The sequence below is a fragment of the Dendronalium phyllosphericum CENA369 genome (assembly GCF_016056275.1).
Taxonomy (GTDB): Bacteria; Cyanobacteriota; Cyanobacteriia; order Cyanobacteriales; family Nostocaceae; genus Dendronalium; species Dendronalium phyllosphericum.
The window spans coordinates 1-14,578 of sequence record NZ_JAECZA010000100.1 but is presented as its reverse complement, the minus strand read 5'-3'; the positions used below and the strand labels follow the sequence as shown (position 1 = coordinate 14,578).

The following is a 14,578-nucleotide window of genomic DNA, read 5'->3' as shown; positions in this document are numbered from 1 at the left end:
GCTGTGACTAATGCGGCTAATCTTGCCTTCTTCATGGTTAATTTATCCCATCATCTTTTGGCTGATTTCCGTAAACATAATCCTGATTCTGGCATTATTGACCTGAAAGCTTACTACCGTGGTTTTCGATATGTCCGTGAAATGTTAAAAATACTTCCTCAAAAGCCTGAGCCTATTTTATTAGCCCAAATTTTTGCCAAGCTCACTTCTTTGGGACGTATTCATCCCCTTTCCACAGGCGTTGAAGCCTCGTAAATTGGCTAAGGTATTGACGATACAAAGTAATTTATGAGCGTTGTGCTTATCAACTACTTCGACTCAAATTCTCGATTGTTCCAGAAGTAGGGAATCTGATTGTTAACGAATTATTTAATATCGCTATATTAGCTTAATTTTATCTTTATTTGTAAATTAATTAAATACTTTTTTAATAGATTTCAAATTATTCTGCTTAACTTTTCTGTGGATGCCGCAGCCTTTTGTATTTTTTAAATCAAGTATTTCCCGTAGCAACATATATGCTTTAATTTATCGTATTTTTGCGACAATTTATATTGTAAATTTCTCTTTGAGTTTTTTGTCTGAGTATTAACTACACTAGCTGAATTAGCTAATTTAACTAGCTTTGCTAAACACGCAGATTAGTAACTACAAAAATATAATAGTAGCCAATTAAATAGCATTTTAGCCAAGCAAGTACACCCATATTTTAGAGATTGATTATTATAGAATTATTGATTTTCAGAGTAAACAAACACTGAAAATCAATATATTAACCTTAGCAAACAGGTTATTTTAACATGCTTTCCCGCAAAATCCTAGTTGTTGAGGATGAAAAATTCCTAGCGTTAAATATTAGAAATACTTTACAGGAATTAGGATACAATGTTCCGGAAATTACAGTTTCTGGTGAGGAGGCAATAAAAAAAGTAGCGGAAATTAATCCTAATTTAGTATTAATTAATATCTGTTTAGCTGGGGAGATTAATGGGATACAAGTAACTGATACTATCCAGAATGATTTTCAGATACCAGTGTTACACATAACCGAGTATTCACAATATATAAAATTATCTCAAAATCAACTAAATAAAGCTTTTAGTTACATTCTAAAACCGTTTGCAGAAACAGATTTACATCTTGCTGTGGAAATGGCTATTTATAAGCACCAAATCAACACAAGATTGCGTGAAGGAACACAGAGAATGGTGTCAATTTTTGACAGTATGAACTGTGCAGTAGTTGTTACAGATACTAATGGTTACATCCAAATGATGAATTCTATCGCGGAGGTGCTTACTGGTTGGAGAGAAGATGAAGTTTTTGGCAGAGATTTATCAGAAGTTGTATATTTAGTCGATGGAGATATGGACGAAAAAATTGAGAATTTAGCCATACAGGCAATAGCAGCAGACAAAGTTTTGAATTTACCAGAAAACTGTAAGCTGATTACTAGAGATGAGAGAGAAATACCAATTGGGGATCGTGTTGCACCTATCCGGGATAGCTATGGTAATGTAACTGGCGCAGTCTTAGTGTTCCAAGATATTACTCAGCGCAAGCAAATGGAAGCGCAATTGCTGCGGAATGCTTTTTATGATGGGTTGACAGCACTACCAAATCGCGTTTTATTTCTAGACAGGCTCAAGCAAGCAATAGAGCGAAGAAAACGCCGCAGTGATTATAATTTTGCGGTTTTGTTTTTAGATTTAGATGGTTTCCAAGGGATTAACGATCGCTTGGGGCACGGAATGGGAGATGATTTTTTAGTAACGATCGCTCGTAGGTTAGAATCATGCGTACGCAGCGGCGATACAGTAGGCAGATTTGGTGGTGATAATTTTGCTGTACTGTTAGAAGAAATTAAAGATGCTACTGACACTACCAATGTTGCCAAACGAATTCAAGATACTTTAGGGTTGCCACTTAACCTTAACGGACATCAGATATATACTACAGCCAGCATTGGTATTGCTTTAAACTGTGATGGTTATAACGAGCCGGAAAATCTGCTCAGAGATGCGGATATTGCTATGTATCGTGCTAAACAACAAGGTAAAGCTCATTATAGCATATTTGATGAAGCCAATAATACTAATTCGTAATTCGTAATTTGTGAGGCGCTACACTTCCCACCTTGGGAGAATTTGTATAATTAAGAGACTTTTTGATTATTGATTGGTGCGTAAAAATTTATGTAAAGCAGCTTGTATTTGTGGCTGTTTAATATAAACTTCTGTCGCTTCAATTAAATTGCTAATATTTTCTTGACTGACATCATCAATATCATCACTCAAGCGTTTGCCAGTTAATTCTCTATCAAGCTTGAATTGCAAACGTAAAGCTCGATCGCGGATTATTTGGTTTGTAATATACTCATGAACATTTGATGAGGCATCAAACAATACGCCAATTAGTGGCTGTGCCCATTGTATCAGACCCCAGCTTTGAGCTTGTTCAAATGATATGACTCGCGTGCGATCGCCAGTTCCGATGGAGAGGACAGTAATTTCCTCAACCTGATGTCCTAGTCTTAAAGCTTCAGCAACAGCACAGCTGGAAGGGTTATTGGCAGCAACACCACCATCAATGGCAGAGTATATATATTTAATTGAGTAGGTAGAAGTAGTATCTGGTATTTTTTCCCAAGGCGAATCCAAAAAAGCTAGTTGAGTTGTTCCTACATACTTATTAATAATACGAGTTTGACCCTTTCCCGTACCGCTGGTAATTCTAATTTGCCTATCATTAAATATATTCTCTACTGAGGGTGCATCATCGCCCAACGTAATGGTATACGCAGTACTATTTTGGACTCTGCCATTAACTCTTTTTTTTAGTTTATGTGCTGGGAAATAAGTTGGAGCAGATGCCGAACAGACGCAAGTTTCCCACAAAGGTACATTGCTATAGCCTTTGTCGTGCCGCCAGCTTTTAAATATAATTGGTTCTCGGTAAATAGTATCATAGGAAATGATTAATAATAGTGGTGCAGTAATATCCAAGAGTTTTGTATCACCCAAAGTTTCTTTGAGAACTTGAATTAAGCCACTATCTGAAAACTTGGGAGCAGATAAACCATACTTGAGTAATAAAGGAATTCGTTTTAGAGAAAAAAGGCTTTTGTAAGGAAATATGATTGAGCCTTTTTGTTTGTATAAATCGATGATTTCTTGGATACTAATTCCAGTAGCGATCGCTGCTGCTAAAATTGACCCTGTGGAAGTTCCTGCAATTAAGTTAAAGTACTCATTTAAAGGTTGATTAATCTGCCTTTCAATTTCTTGGAGAATAGTTGCTGCAACCACTCCCCGAACCCCTCCCCCATCCAAGCTTAAAATCCGAAAAGGCATATTCCTCCGAATTTCTTGGTAGACATTTTAGATATTTTTATAAATTGCAGTTTTGAGTATATATAAGTTAAATTAATTTATCGAAAAATCTCGATTTTATTACCTTACTGAATATAGCTTGTATTGAATCTTTTAGTAAAAATATTAATCTTCTTTACTTTAATATAAATTTTATTCAATTAAACTAAAAAAACTGTAATGGAACGAACAGAAAAACAAAAGATGCTCGGAAACGAGTTATATCTTGCAGAAGATCCCGAACTAGTTTCTGAGAGAAAAAGAGCCAGTCATCTCCTACGAATGTACAATGCTACAACAGAAGAACAGCAGGAACAAAGAAGGAAAATACTGCAAGAATTGTTTCAAAAAGTAGGCGATAAAATATACATTTTGCCACCATTTCACTGTGACTATGGCAGTAATATTTATACTGGCAATAACTTGTTTATGAACTATGGTTGTGTGATTTTAGACTGTAATACAGTTGAAATTGGCGATAATGTTTTGTGCGCTCCTTACGTACAGATTTATACTGCTTATCATCCAGTAGAGCCAGAAATTCGACTTTCTGGTAGAGAACTTGCTGCTCCAATTAAAATTGGGAATAATGTCTGGATTGGTGGTAGTGCAATTATTTGTCCGGGGGTAACAATTGGTGACAATACTACTATTGGTGCTGGTAGTGTAGTTGTCAAAAATATCCCGGCAAATGTGGTAGCTGCTGGCAATCCTTGCCAGATTATTAGGCATTTATCCTAGAATTTAATGCAGTTTGGGGAGATGAAGGGGAAAAGAGTAAAGGGTAAAGGGGGAGAAAGAAACTTTTAATTTCTGCCCTTCGGCTTGGTGCAGTTGCTCATGGAGGAAACCCCCAAGACCGCACTGCTTCACCTCTTACCCTCGGCCTCCTTTTAAAACTTGTATCCTCTAGCAAGCCAATAATGCCAATCTGCGATCGCTTCTTGAGTTTCACTATCTGCATCAATAGCTTCTATGTCTGATAGCTTGGCAGAAAATACGTCTTCGTCCTTGCCCTCAGGATAAACTACTTCCACGTACATATCCTTTAAGCACTCATCGTCTGGGGCCATTCCTAGCACCTCGACTTTTTTCTCCTCGACGGTAGATGTTTTGCGTGACTTCTTCTTCCACGTAGCCATAAAAGGTACGTTCAGAGTATCGTCGAGGTAGTAGTACCAACCCATCGCCCGTTCTTCTTTATCATCATCAGCATCAACAATTATCTCTGTTTCGATGCGATGCTCTCGGTTTTCGTCGCGTTCAACACTAGGCATAGGAAAGAGATTTGGGTATCATGCACCTTGATATGGTATATCCTTTTAGCGTTTTCTGTCGATAAATCTCTGTTCTAAAACAAAACCTTCTCACAACACTAAACTTGTCTAGACTTGTCCAATTCTTATTTGCTGTCTTACCCAATCGCGAAATGAGCGAATCATTAGTATTTCCCCAATTTTGAGGCTTTCTGCTAAAAAGCGGGGAACTTCAGCCGTCAGTGGCAAATCTGCAAAAGTTGGCGAATTATTACAAGGCACATACACACCTTCGCGCAATTGATAGATTTGCATTACAGGTTCGTCATAACGCCAAACTTCCAAAATACCCAAGGCAAGATAAATTGGCATTCGGTCAACAGAAGCGCTGGTGTAGTCTACTTCGATTACTAAATCAGGTGGTGGATCTTGCGTCAAGTCAAGATTCTGCTTGTGTCGCATTACGGGTTCATTTTGGATGTAAAAACTAGAATCTGGTTCTACACCCCGCAGTAAGTCTGGACGCTTACAAGTAACCGAACCTGTGCTTTTGAGGTTGAGATTTAGTTCCTCTGCTAGATTATCAATCAACTTCTCTATTAATCTTTTGTTATGCTCATGCGGCATTAAAGGTGTCATAATTTCCAGCGTTCCGCAGTCATAAGCCAGTCGCGTAGCACGATTATTCCCCATTTCTGCCAGGATGGTTTCAAAAGTCTGCCAACTGATATTTGGCAGTATGACTCGTTGGGAACTAGCCGCCGATGTTGTCACCATAGGACTTAACCTTGGGTTTTCTACCAAGATATCAAGAAATCTGCTGGAGTTGAGGGAGCGATCGCTTCTTAGTTTTCTGACTCTTGACTTTATCTATTTTTACCTAGACAACAAGCAATTATGATTGTGGCAATATTAGGCGATCGCCGCAATCTAAAATTTAGTTGATAAATGGTCTATTCAGGTGAGCAAAATTCCTCTATTTATCAAAATGTTTGTACCTATTTGTTTAACTTCACTTGGCATTATCATTTTGGTTAACTTTCAATCACTAGATAATAAACGAGCTAACTTGTGTCGCACTGCCAAACCTCTGACTCAAATCAAAGTCGATCGTTATGATGTGAATGGAGTTAAATTGCGTGGTGGCACGTTTACTAGAAAAGTTTTTTTAATAGTACTAAAGAACTGAAAGCAATTATTTGTCCGGAAGCGCTTTCTTTGCAAATTTGGTTGAAAGTTTCCCCATCATCAATTCAATATATTGGTAAGGGAGGTGATGATAGCTGGCAAGAATGGTTGCGTCCCGATTATTTTTATTTACTCCAAGTTCTGCCACAAGTAACAGCCTTAGCTTTTAGCAGACTTTGTTATCGCAATGGAGATGTTAAAGTTGAATCTCTTAAAAAGCTGAAACAAATTTCTTCCAGAAAAGTAATCATCAATGACAAAATTTATCTTTCTGTTTCGTCGCCACTACCAAAGATTAATCCAGATAGTGTCATTGTGAATACTGGAAGTAATCGTCTAGATACACTTGGCACTCAAACTGAGGTGTATTTCACCAGAGAAAACCTCAAGCTTGATTAAAATTTAACATCGATGCCAATGATTTAGCGTTTAGATGCTTATTATTGCTTGTTTTTATGTAATATTAAGCTTAAGCGAGTACTAAAATTTTTCAGTCAATCTAACTAGATTGAGATTTTAGAAGTCAGGCGATCGCAATCAAAACAAATTTGTACAATCTTGACTATCAAAAGCACAAGCGATCGCTAAAGTATAAACAAACTTGATTTTTGCTTCACCTTTCATGTAAAAAGTAAGAAAAGTAATTATCTTAGATAAAGAATTTCCGACAAAATTTTTAAGTTTGATATTTGAGCATAAAACATGACTAATTTTTAGTCTTGTCAATAATTTTTCTATTTAAATTTCGCTAAGAACTTTACTCAATTAAAATAGAAACTTTAAATAAATAAATTAGCCAATTTTATATGATAAACGACATAGAATAAAGAGTATCTATGCGTTTTTCTCAGCTTGCACTAATTCTTGGTTGTACGGCGGTAGCTTTTGGCTCAATTGTACCTCTACGCGCAGAAGCTACTAATTATCAGATTAAGTCTGGAGTTACAAGCGTCTATCATGACCTTAGCTATCTTAGTAGTATTGGGTTAAATCTGACAGGTAGTGATAACACAGTCGAACCAATTAACAGTGATTTTATAGTTGGCTTCGGCATTGACCCAACTACTAACTTTACCTTTAGTGACACGGGCGGTTTTATTCCGCTCTCAGGTACAATCAAACATACTGGTACTGTTACATTTAATAATCAAACGACTGTTGGTAACTTTTCTATTAGTTTTGATTCGACACGTGCCATTAATAATGCCAGTGGTCTTTATTTAAAAGACACATATTCTCTCAATACAATTTTGTTTGATTTGAGTGCACCGGAAAACGTAACATTAAATAATAACAATTTAACCATCAATAAAGTTAATTTACTGTTTTCTCCTGAGTTTGCCAAGATAATTGGCAACTCTAGCTTAGCAGGTAATTTAGCTGGAATTGCCCGAATTGATGCGAAAGTCGTTCCAGTTAATGCCGTACCCGAACCAACAAGTACACTAGCATTTTTGACAGTAGGTCTAGGTCTGTTATTAGTTAAGATAAAGAAACAAATTTAATCACTAATTTAAAACAAAATATTGCTGTGTAAGTTTAATAAATTTTGAGGCAATCATTCTATGAGTAGCAACTACTGATAAATGACTTCTGGCAAATATTGAATTTTCACAGCATTTTATTCTAATAGCATAATGCCACTAGTTGTATATTATAGCGAGTAAATGAAGTACACGAATGGGGGCACTGTTACGTTCGCACTTACAATTATTAGTAGCTTTTAAGATCAACAAAAATTAGAATATGAGCGTTATCGTCTTCGGTAGCATCAATATAGATTTAGTCGCAACAGTACCCCGATTGCCAATAGCGGGAGAAACATTGTTAGGGTATAACTTTGTTCGAGTTCCAGGAGGAAAAGGTGCAAATCAAGCAGTAGCACTGGCACGTTTAGAGATTCCAACTCAAATGGTTGGGCGTGTAGGTACAGACAGTTTTGCGTCAGAATTACTGTACAATTTGGAAAACTCCGGTGTGGATAGTAGCAATGTTTCTATCGATGAAGATGAAACTGTTAGTTCAGGAGTTGCCGTCATCACTGTGGATGACAAAGGTGAAAATCAAATTATTGTCATTCCTGGCGCGAATGGGCGTGTCAACGAAGAAGATATAGAGCGATTATCTGATTTATTACCAACAGCTACAGCATTGCTTTTACAACTAGAAATTCCGATTGCTGCTGTGGTAGCTGGTGCGAAAGCGGCGCATCAAGCAGGCGTAAAAGTGATTCTCGACCCTGCACCTGCACAATCTAATTTACCAGACGAACTTTATCCGTTGGTAGATATTATTACACCGAACGAAGTGGAAGCAGGGCAATTGGTGGGTTTTGCTGTAGACACAGAGGAATCAGCAGCAAAGGCAGCCGAAATTTTATTGCAACGGGGTGTAAAATCTGCGATCGTCAAACTGGGTGCTAAAGGTGTTGTTTGTGCCACCGCCGAAGAAACTTTTTTTGTACCAGCCTTTCCAGTTCATGCAGTTGACACCGTTGCTGCTGGCGATGCTTTTAATGGCGGCTTGGCAGCAGGAATTTTTACAGGACTTTCTTTACATCAGGCAGTTATTTGGGGTGCAGCCGCAGGTGCTTTAGCAGCAACAAAACTAGGCGCACAAACTTCTTTACCTGATAAGTTGACTTTTGATACTTTTCTTAAAGAAAAAGGCATTATGAAGGATGAAGTGTGAAGGATCGAGAATAAAAGAAGATTTAATTACTTGACCTTTTTTCTTCAGAACTCCATCATTCGTCTTCAGAACTCAATCGTTCGTCTTCAGAACTCCATCATTCGCCTTCAAAACTCCATTGTTCGCCTTCAGAACTTTCAGAACTCAATCGTTCGTCTTCAGAACTGCATTGTTCGCCTTCAGAACTCCATCATTCGCCCTCAAAACTCAATCGTTCGCCTTCAGAACTCCATCATTCGCCTTCATCCTTTATTTCCCAATATCCTCATTCCAAAGTTCGGGGTTAGTTTCAATAAACTCACTCATCATCTGTTCGCATTCGTCAATATTAAGGTCAATTACTTCCACGCCGTGAGATACCATAAATTCTTTAGCACCAGGAAAAGTTCTGGATTCTCCGGCGATGACTTTTTTAATGCCAAATTGCACCACTGCCCCAGCGCACAAGTAACACGGCATTAAAGTTGAATATAATGTTGTACCTCTGTAATTGCCAACTCTGCCAGCGTTGCGGAGACAATCGATTTCGGCGTGAGTGACAGGATCGCCATCTTGGACGCGCTTATTGTGTCCTTTGCCGAGAATTTTGCCATTCTTGACGAGAACGGAACCGATGGGAATTCCACCTTCTTGTCTACCTTGTTTTGCTTGTGCGATCGCAGCTTCCATAAATTCATCCATTTATTAATTCTCCTGTATATGTCTAAACAACTTGTATTAATGGATCACGATGGTGGTGTAGATGATTATCTAGCAACTATGCTGCTGTTGACGATGGATAATGTAGAACTTCTCGGCGTTGTCGTCACTCCCGCTGATTGCTATATCCAACCAGCCGCTAGCGCTACACGTAAAATTTTAGATTTGATGGGATTTTCTCATATCCCGGTCGCAGAAAGCACGGTGCGCGGTATTAATCCCTTCCCTTATCTTTATCGCCGCGATTCGTTTGTGATTGACCATCTGCCAATTCTTAATCAAAAAGAAATTGTCAATACACCTCTGGTTGCAGAAACAGGTCAAGATTTCATGGTCAAGGTGTTGCGCGAAGCATCAGAACCAGTAACGCTGATGGTGACAGGGCCGTTGACGACGGTAGCAACGGCTTTAGACAAAGCACCAGATATTGAAGCGAAGATTCAAAAGATTGTTTGGATGGGTGGTGCATTGAACGTCCCTGGCAATGTGGAGAAAAATTGGGAACCAGGACAAGACGGTTCCGCCGAATGGAATGTTTATTGGGACGCAGTTTCCGCAGCGCGGGTATGGGAAACACAAATTGAAATTATTATGTGTCCTTTAGATTTAACTAACAATGTGCCCGTGACATCGGAATTAGTATACAAAATGGGACGACAACGCCACTATCCTATCTCCGATCTAGCAGGGCAATGTTATGCATTGGTTATCCCTCAAGATTATTATTTTTGGGATGTGTTGGCGACAGCTTATCTAGGACATCCAGAATATTATCAACTACAAGAATGGGAAACAGAAATTATAACTACTGGTCTTAGCCAAGGGCGTACTAAAGTAGTATCTGGCGGTCGCAAGATTTATGCAATGGATAAAGTAGATAAAGAAGCTTTTTACGCTTACATTTTGCAGCAATGGGCTAGGTAAGGGATTTTCAAAAAAATATCCTATCGCTGTTGAAGCTGGGGAGGCAGGGGGAGAAAAATTTAGATAAGAATACTGTACGTACAAATTGAATATTTTACAGCAGATTGCAACAATTGTGAGGGTGAACGTAAGAGCGCCCCTACCTGTGTACTTCATTTACTCTTAACTTGCACATTTTAGAACCGTATATCATGATAGATGAAAGATTTTCCGAGCAATCCTTTGTTAAATGTGGCTTAGATACAGATGAAGCTAGGGAATTGTCCAATTTATTAGCTGAAGAAATATTAAAGGAACTTAAACTTCTAATTAACTCTCAACTTTTAGAGATTATTCATTGTCTTAATCAATTAGGACATAATATAGCTTTATATGAGGAAAAAAAAGATTATATTGGTTTTTGCGATAATTGTTTAAATATAGATAATTACTATAAGTTAAAAATTGACTTTGATATAATTATAGCCACTGGTTATGCTCATCTTAAATTAGCTATGGACTATGTTTCTAAATGATTATTTATATTTTATATCTAAATCAATAATAAATAGCAACTATACTTTAGCTAAAGTCACTCTTTCAGGCTGATTTTGATATTTACCCCCTCGATCTGCATAGGTAGTTTGACAGGGTTCTCCTTCTAAAAACAATAGTTGGACAACTCCTTCATTGGCATAAATTCTACAATCGGCGCTTGATGAATTACTAAATTCGAGAGTAAGTGCTCCATTCCACGATGGCTCTTATTTTTAGTCTAAAACGTCAAATGACGTTCTAACAAGCATTTTGCTTTATTTACATGTAAACTAAAGTGCGTTTTGAAGCAGCCAGCTAGTTTACTTAGCTATGTTTTAGATTGGTTACTCAGCATTATTTGGTTTTTTACTTAATTAACGGATGAATTCTCCGTAAGGTGCAAATAAACAGAACTATGTAACGAAAAGTAAAGTGGCTTGAAAAACTCTTCCCCCTGCCTTGTCATAAAGACAATTTTTAACACTGACCTACTTACTCTATATAAAATCTTAACCGTAAGAAAGAGCCTCATCGTGGTAAACATTGCAATGCGATCGCCAATTTATACAAATTTGAAACGCTGATACAACGGCTAAGACTAAATTAAACAACAATCTATTATCATGTATGTAAATTGCATTGGTTTTTGCTCCATTGAGCTTACAGTGCTTTAAAGTTATCAATTGAATTCTACATTTTTGCAACCTACCAATTAACCTTTTCACCAAAATAAATTTTGGTAAAGCTATTATTCGCTAGTAAATTTTAACTACAATGTTATAGTAATATAAATAATATTTTGCATTTTAACAAATTACAAAAAACTGAGTGAGTATTTGTAATAATGGTAAGATTTGATTTAGAAGATAGTTTGATTAACTCTAATTTAATAAGAAACTCAATCTATTATGCTTTATATGATAGGTTAAATTATGATCATTTCTCTAATCTTTTTGAAATTAATTTAAGATTCAAAAGCAGAAAAAATGTCGATGAGCTTGTAGATTATATTAGAAAAATTTTTTCTCTTAAAGAACCCTTAAATCAAGACGTAGCATTTTCTTATTCTTTTCCTAAAAGTACATTTTTTCAAAGAAGATGTGTATATCTTCCCTTCAAAGAGCTAGTTTTGAGATATCATCTCATAAATTCGCTGTCGCTAGAAATAGAAAGCGCATTTATTAAAACAAGTTTTGCAAACAGAAGTCAACATACAAAAAAAGGATTTATTAACCTATTCCCTGATTATTATAGCCAGTATTTAAACTTTGTAATTTGGACAAAAAATGTAGTAAATAAAGTAAGTAGTTCTCATTCTAAATGTTATGTGCTAAAAGCCGATATTACTGCCTTTTATGACACGGTATCTCATGATTACTTAGTAAGATCTATTTATTCTATAACCTGTGGAATTTTACCTCAAAAATATGAGCCTTTGCTTTTTGATATACTTCAGCCAATTGCTGAATATTATTCATATGCAAATGGAGCATTAGGTTCTGAAAAAGTCAGCCAAGGATTATTGGTCGGCAATAGAACGGAGGGGTATTTTGCAAATATCTTACTTAGTAAAATAGATGAGTTGATGATTTCTAAAGGGTTTAAATATACTCGTTATGTGGATGATATTAGAGTGGTTTCTCCATCAAAAGCAGATTTGATAGAAGCAGTCCACATATTACAAGATGAACTTTTAAGGCTAGGATTAAATCTTAATTCTGCAAAGACTGAAATAGTTAGTGAGCCAAAGTTAATAGAAGAACTCTTACGTCCAGACAATGAAGCCGGAGATTATTTTGTAGATGAAATATATTCAGAAAAATTATTTAATGAAGAAATGGAATATTCAAAAGATTATTTAAATAAAATTGATTTTAGTGGTAATTTTAATACAGATGATGAAATCAATGATATCAAAAAAATTATTTCTTATCTATCAGAGTTAGGCCCAAATGATGATTACGATAGCGATATTGTTGTCAAGGCAATTTCTTGCTTGCCTAAAATAATAAAATTGAATCCAAGATATATTAAGAGAGCCACTTGGTACATAGTGAAGTTTGCAGTTTTTGGATTTCCTAACCAAGTTATGCTAGCGGCATATAGGGCTATGAACACCATATTTATAGATCAAGATATCATGAACTATAGTCGAACAAGGCTTATTCATCACTTAATTAAGCCTAGAAAAAAAGATCCACCATATCTTGCAATGATTACTAAAGGTAGTAATTCAAAATCCCAAATACTTCAGGAAATATTTGAGCGTTGCCTTTCTGAGAAATCAATAGATCTTCAGTTAAATGCACTGTATGCAATATGGGGGTTGTCTTCCTTAAATAATGGCTCTGATATTGATCAGATAGAATTTCAAGACCGCATATCTGATTATTTGCCAAGACCTATTTCTTACACATTAACTAGAGCTTTAGCTCTCATCGTTAAGCCATCTATTGACATTGACTTTTTTCCAGATTTTAATATCGATGATTTCGTAATATCTGGAGAAGGAATTGGTGCAGAGGAGATTGGTTGAATCAATATGAGAATATGTATTCTTGATGTTGAGACATCTGGTTTATCTTCAGAAAAATCTGAGGTAATTGAAGTGGCTGCATTGGTGTTCTCTACCTCAGATAATACTATACTTCAATCAATTTCAACATTAATTCCTGCAAAGACTAATGAAGCTGAAAAAATTAATAAAATACCTACTTCAGCTTTATTAAATGTAGTAAATCATGAAAATTATCTAAGCCTTATTAGGCAAACTATTCTTACTAATGATTTAATTATTAGCCATAACCGTACTTTTGATGAAGTATGGATACGAAAGCTATACCCTTTTGATGAGATTCCACAGTGGATCTGCTCAGCAACTGAGATTAAGTGGTCTGTGAATGAAACTTATAGAGGTAGGTATTCTTTAATGCAACTATGTATAGACAACGAAATACCTGTGTGGAAGCCCCATAGAGCTTATTCAGATTGCTTAAGTTTATATCATGTTCTTCAACGAAGATCAGATTTTATGAGCCTTTTACAGCAAACCATAAAACATCCTAGAAGACTATATTTAGCTAATATTGATTTCGAGAGTAAGGATCTGGTCAAGTCATACGGATTCATATGGAATAGGCTTATACCCCAGAAGTGGGCAGGTTATTGCACAGAGAATGAATTAGTTAGTTTTCCTTTCACAGTTACACCAGCTAGCTGAATGCAGCAATAAAATCATCATCTGTAAAGGCTGATTGCCTTATCAAAATCCAAAGCAAGCCACATGCTCTTGAGCGTGATAAGTATCTAGTCCTACGTAACTTAATTGTTTCAGTAATTGCTTCTTCATCCAACTCAATAGAAATGATAATTTGGTTCTCAAGTCCATGAAAATAAAATGAAGTTGACCATGTAATCGTATTTATCTTAATAGGTTTATTAAAGGTATATTCTTCAATTTTTACATTCAATTGACTTACAGCTATAAGCTTGTTTAGCTCGTTGATACAGCGTATTGCAGGTTTATGAGGTACAGTAACAACAGTTTGTAAACCAGTTTTTTAAATGCTCTGGATTAATCAAATTAAGTGCAGTTGCGATGAGAACATCAACCATTTTTGAAGAGGTTGGAGAAAAGGAGCGTAAAAAAGCTTTTAATTGTGACCACCAATGTTCGATGGGATTAAAGTCAGGAGAATAAGGTGACTGATAAAGAACATTTGCACCCTTTGATTGAATTAAAGACTCGATTCCTTCCACTTTATGTGCAGGGACATTATCCATAACAACTACAGCACCCGTCCAGAGTTGGGGAAGTAAACACTTTTCAATAAAGACTTTAAATGCATTTCCATCCATTGAACTATTCAACGTCATCACAGCCAAAACTTGTTTCATGCTTACTGCCCCGATTACTGTTACCTTCGCTCCCCG

Annotated in this window: 16 protein-coding genes and 2 pseudogenes; 11 read left to right on the top strand and 7 right to left on the bottom strand. The window is 36.4% G+C overall.

Translation table 11 applies throughout. The features are described 5' to 3' along the window. Both I8752_RS19035 and I8752_RS19030 read left to right on the top strand, forming a co-directional pair. A pseudogene (locus I8752_RS19035) lies at positions 1-255 on the top strand (IS4 family transposase); the annotation flags it as partial. A gap of 545 nt (positions 256-800) precedes the next feature. Beyond that, positions 801-2,105, top strand: a complete 1,305-nt coding sequence (locus I8752_RS19030) for a diguanylate cyclase domain-containing protein (protein WP_214433869.1) — start codon at positions 801-803, stop codon at positions 2,103-2,105. Between the two features lie 66 nt (positions 2,106-2,171). On the opposite strand, the gene I8752_RS19025 is transcribed toward I8752_RS19030, so the two are convergent. Then, positions 2,172-3,353 (bottom strand): patatin-like phospholipase family protein, encoded by a 1,182-nt coding sequence (locus I8752_RS19025; protein WP_214433868.1) that lies wholly within the window; start codon positions 3,351-3,353, stop codon positions 2,172-2,174. 198 nt (positions 3,354-3,551) lie between these two features. Between I8752_RS19025 and I8752_RS19020 the strand changes: the two genes are divergently transcribed. Then, positions 3,552-4,112: a sugar O-acetyltransferase gene (locus I8752_RS19020; RefSeq protein ID WP_214433867.1), complete on the top strand. Its 561-nt coding sequence runs from the start codon at positions 3,552-3,554 to the stop codon at positions 4,110-4,112. A 152-nt stretch (positions 4,113-4,264) separates the two neighbouring features. On the opposite strand, the gene I8752_RS19015 is transcribed toward I8752_RS19020, so the two are convergent. Both I8752_RS19015 and I8752_RS19010 read right to left on the bottom strand, forming a co-directional pair. Continuing rightward, positions 4,265-4,648, bottom strand: coding sequence for a calcium-binding protein (locus I8752_RS19015; protein WP_214433866.1), 384 nt, complete (start codon positions 4,646-4,648; stop codon positions 4,265-4,267). 108 nt (positions 4,649-4,756) lie between these two features. Beyond that, the gene (locus I8752_RS19010; RefSeq protein ID WP_214433865.1) at positions 4,757-5,404 is read right to left on the bottom strand and encodes a Uma2 family endonuclease; all 648 of its coding nucleotides are present in this window, start codon (positions 5,402-5,404) and stop codon (positions 4,757-4,759) included. Positions 5,405-5,588: 184 nt separating this feature from the next. Here I8752_RS19010 and I8752_RS37465 point away from each other — a divergent pair, with 184 nt between their 5' ends. The 4 genes from I8752_RS37465 to rbsK all read left to right on the top strand — a co-directional run bounded on the left by I8752_RS37465 (position 5,589) and on the right by rbsK (position 8,506). Then, positions 5,589-5,816, top strand: a complete 228-nt coding sequence (locus I8752_RS37465; RefSeq protein ID WP_225895758.1) for a hypothetical protein — start codon at positions 5,589-5,591, stop codon at positions 5,814-5,816. Between the two features lie 29 nt (positions 5,817-5,845). Continuing rightward, complete coding sequence (locus I8752_RS37460) at positions 5,846-6,214, top strand: hypothetical protein (RefSeq protein WP_225895757.1); 369 nt, start codon at positions 5,846-5,848, stop codon at positions 6,212-6,214. 437 nt (positions 6,215-6,651) lie between these two features. Further along, positions 6,652-7,320, top strand: coding sequence for a PEP-CTERM sorting domain-containing protein (locus tag I8752_RS19000; RefSeq protein WP_214433864.1), 669 nt, complete (start codon positions 6,652-6,654; stop codon positions 7,318-7,320). Between the two features lie 241 nt (positions 7,321-7,561). Then, positions 7,562-8,506 (top strand): ribokinase, encoded by a 945-nt coding sequence (gene rbsK, locus I8752_RS18995; RefSeq protein ID WP_214433863.1) that lies wholly within the window; start codon positions 7,562-7,564, stop codon positions 8,504-8,506. Between the two features lie 249 nt (positions 8,507-8,755). Here rbsK and I8752_RS18990 read toward each other — a convergent pair whose 3' ends face one another. Then, positions 8,756-9,187 carry a nucleoside deaminase gene (locus I8752_RS18990; protein WP_214433862.1) on the bottom strand — a complete coding sequence of 144 codons (432 nt, stop codon included), beginning with the start codon at positions 9,185-9,187 and terminating at the stop codon, positions 8,756-8,758. An 18-nt stretch (positions 9,188-9,205) separates the two neighbouring features. Between I8752_RS18990 and I8752_RS18985 the strand changes: the two genes are divergently transcribed. Then, complete coding sequence (locus I8752_RS18985; RefSeq protein WP_214433861.1) at positions 9,206-10,129, top strand: nucleoside hydrolase; 924 nt, start codon at positions 9,206-9,208, stop codon at positions 10,127-10,129. 191 nt (positions 10,130-10,320) lie between these two features. After that, positions 10,321-10,644 (top strand): hypothetical protein, encoded by a 324-nt coding sequence (locus tag I8752_RS18980; RefSeq protein WP_214433860.1) that lies wholly within the window; start codon positions 10,321-10,323, stop codon positions 10,642-10,644. Between the two features lie 39 nt (positions 10,645-10,683). On the opposite strand, the pseudogene dcd reads toward I8752_RS18980, so the two are convergent. Continuing rightward, positions 10,684-10,872, bottom strand: a pseudogene (gene dcd, locus I8752_RS37455) (dCTP deaminase); the annotation flags it as partial. A gap of 617 nt (positions 10,873-11,489) precedes the next feature. Here dcd and I8752_RS18975 point away from each other — a divergent pair. After that, complete coding sequence (locus tag I8752_RS18975) at positions 11,490-13,181, top strand: RNA-directed DNA polymerase (RefSeq protein WP_214433859.1); 1,692 nt, start codon at positions 11,490-11,492, stop codon at positions 13,179-13,181. Between the two features lie 6 nt (positions 13,182-13,187). Then, on the top strand, positions 13,188-13,865 hold the full coding sequence (locus I8752_RS18970) for a 3'-5' exonuclease (RefSeq protein ID WP_214433858.1): 678 nt from the start codon (positions 13,188-13,190) through the stop codon (positions 13,863-13,865). On the opposite strand, the gene I8752_RS18965 is transcribed toward I8752_RS18970, so the two are convergent. Together I8752_RS18965 and I8752_RS18960 are read right to left on the bottom strand one after the other, a co-directional pair. After that, the gene (locus tag I8752_RS18965; protein ID WP_214433857.1) at positions 13,858-14,115 is read right to left on the bottom strand and encodes a hypothetical protein; all 258 of its coding nucleotides are present in this window, start codon (positions 14,113-14,115) and stop codon (positions 13,858-13,860) included. The two genes, I8752_RS18970 and I8752_RS18965, sit on opposite strands and share 8 nt — an antisense overlap. A 52-nt stretch (positions 14,116-14,167) precedes the next feature. Next, positions 14,168-14,578: transposase (locus I8752_RS18960; protein WP_214433856.1), on the bottom strand; the 411-nt coding region annotated here is incomplete at its 5' end.